General features: G+C 68.9%; 1 protein-coding gene. It reads right to left on the bottom strand.

Going from position 1 to position 299, the window contains the following annotated elements:
- The coding region (locus ACYPYD_RS28135; protein ID WP_459667079.1) for an aminotransferase class III-fold pyridoxal phosphate-dependent enzyme at positions 1-299 on the bottom strand (299 nt) is incomplete at both ends.

Here is a 299-nt window from a genome sequence, read left to right as displayed (position 1 = left end):
TCGCCGCTGCCGACGTTGATGCCGCGCATCATGCCGCGCCCGCGTGTGGTCAGGCCATGGCGCTCGGCCATGCGTTCAAGCCGCCGTTCGAGGATGCCGCCGCGCCGTGCCACCGCGTCGGTGAAGGCCGGATCGGCCCAGAACTCGCGCAAGGCGGCAGTGGCGGTGACGAAAGCGTGGTTGTTGCCACGGAACGTGCCGTTGTGCTCGCCGGGGCTCCAGACGTCGAGGTCGGGGCGCAGCAGCGTCAGCGCGAAGGGCAGGCCCATGCCTGAAAGCGACTTTGCCAGCGTAACAAT

It is taken from the genome of Novosphingobium sp. 11B (assembly GCF_054589055.1).
Note: the sequence above shows the minus strand (reverse complement) of the source record. Positions and strands in the feature narration are given on the sequence as shown.